We start from the raw sequence: 2,014 nt of genomic DNA, 5'->3' as shown, positions 1-2,014 counted from the left end.
CAATCAACCCGTCGTCAATCGCGCGGAGGGGCACCTGGTCGGTGGAGTTCCAGTCCCCGTGATACCCGAGGGCGGTGAGGGCATATTCGTCGTCTCCGTTGGTCCAACTTCGGCGGATCAACCCGTTGAATCGCCGGGAGTGCTCCGGATTCTCCCACGGTCCGTTGTTGTAGGAGGCTTCCACTCCCAACGTCGTGGTCGCCTGGTTCCCGCCGGCGAGGTTTTCGCCGGCTACCAAGCGGCCGTAGTCATGCGCCCCCACTTCGACCTTGGCGAAATCCTGGGGCAGCGTGCGCACGAGTTGGAACTGGGCCGCGCCGGCGGCGGAGAAGTCGCCGTTTTCGGCAAACGAAAGGCCCTTCTGGTAGGTGATGCTCTGGACGAACTCCGGGATGATGAAATTCAAGTCGGAGTAGCCCTGGCCGTGGGCGTTGGTGCGCATATTCACCGGCAGGCCGTCGACCGAGGTCGCGAAATCGGTGCCGTGATCGAGGTCAAAGCCGCGCAGGAAATACTGGTTGGCCTTCCCGTCGCCGGAGTGCTGGGTGATGATGACCCCGGGGATGACCTCCAGCAACTCGCCCCGACGCAGGAGCGGCCGGGCGTCGAGTTCGGCGGCGCCGATCTCGCCCACCGATGCCGATGGCACCTCGCCGATCAAATCGGTCTGCCGCCCGTACACGACCACAGGAGCGAGTTCGGTCGTCCGGTCCATGCCAGCGCCCGCACCCGCAGCGATCATGGTCTGGCCTTGCAGCACCTCGCCCGTGCCAAGGCATGGGCCGAGGAGGCACCCAATGAGCCGGAAGAGCGCCGGGCGGTTCAAGGTCAAAGCGGTTCCGTTGTCTGGCACGCTCCCGCGGGTAGTCAGGCCGGCAGATCCTTCCCCGTGCTCGTGATCGTGAGTTTACCGTGCTTTACGCCCTTGGCAGCGATCATCTCGTCGGCTAGCTGCTTGATCTCTGTCGCGTCGCCGCGCACGGCCAAGATCTCGAGGCAGTTGTCCTGATCCAGGTGCGCGTGCAGGGTCGCGATAATGACACCGCCATGGTCGTGCTGCAGATCCGTCAGCAGATCGAGCAAGTGGTGGCGGTGATGGTCGTAGACCAGCGTGATGCTGCCGCCGATCTCGCCGATGCCTTTCTGCTGGCGGTGCTCGACCAAGTGCGCCCGGATCATGTCGGCGATCGCGAGCGAACGGTTGTCGTAGCCCTTCTCCCCCGCCATCTGGTCGAGCGCCCGGGCAAGCGACGCGGGCAGGGATACGCTGAAGCGGGTGACCGGTTCGGAGGTGGTGTTACGCATGATTCAACTCGTAACATCAAAATCGTCCGTTTGGGAAGCTGTTAATCTCGGCAAAGCGTGGCATCAGCCAACTGGGCAGACAGTGGATGCCAGATACCGCCTCCAGACCTGTAACGCTTGTTACGCAAACCCGGGGCGTTCTGGCCCGGCAGGCCGCAGCGCTTCTTGTTCCGCCGATCGGTCAAATCAACACCAGAGGAGAAATGCGTCTTGATACGCTTCTTCGCGTTACGCTCCGTCCGGGGCAGCCATCAGCAGCGGAGCAGTAGCACAGCAGCAACGAAGCAGCATCACAGCAGCAGCCGAGTAGCGGTGTAGTAGTGGTCGAGTGGCGGCACAGCAGCGATCGAGCTTGCGGATCGCGAGAGGGATTGTTGCGTGGCGCGCAAAGATGTGGGACGTCGGCGTGACCCATGATGCCAGGGTCAGAACGCGACCTTCGCTCCCGCGGTGAGTGTGCGCCCGATGTTCGGGCCCCAGATGTGGGTCACGTCGAGGGTGCCGGCACTGTCCACCCAAAGATAGCTGTCCTTTCTGGCCTGCTGGTAGTCGAACACATTGTTGACGCCAACATAGGTCGAGAAGGTCTTGTTCCACTGGTAGGACACGCGGAGATCGACGACCCAGAAGCTCGGGCTCTTGTCGGTCTTGGGCGTGCCGTCGAGGTTGTAGCGCTGGGTGTCGGCGTAGTCGTAGAACTTGGCCAGGT

At 62.9% G+C, this 2,014-nt stretch carries 3 protein-coding genes; all 3 read right to left on the bottom strand.

Going from position 1 to position 2,014, the window contains the following annotated elements:
- On the bottom strand, window positions 1–742 hold a 742-nt coding region (locus tag VML93_RS17545), incomplete at its 3' end, for a TonB-dependent receptor plug domain-containing protein (protein WP_325612573.1).
- Window positions 743–867: 125 nt separating this feature from the next.
- Complete coding sequence (gene nikR, locus VML93_RS17540; protein WP_325612571.1) at window positions 868–1,305, bottom strand: nickel-responsive transcriptional regulator NikR; 438 nt, start codon at window positions 1,303–1,305, stop codon at window positions 868–870.
- Window positions 1,306–1,730: 425 nt separating this feature from the next.
- On the bottom strand, window positions 1,731–2,014 hold a 284-nt coding region (locus VML93_RS17535), incomplete at its 5' end, for a TonB-dependent receptor domain-containing protein (protein WP_325612569.1).

The sequence above is a fragment of the Mycobacterium sp. genome, from assembly GCF_035499775.1.
Taxonomy (GTDB): domain Bacteria; phylum Actinomycetota; class Actinomycetes; order Mycobacteriales; family Mycobacteriaceae; genus Mycobacterium.
Note: the sequence above shows the minus strand (reverse complement) of the source record. Positions and strands in the feature narration are given on the sequence as shown.

Excerpts from the sequence above, each read along its gene's own strand:
- nikR (WP_325612571.1), bottom strand. The coding sequence starts at position 1,305 with ATGCGTAACACCACCTCCGAACCGGTCACCCGCTTCAGCGTATCCCTG.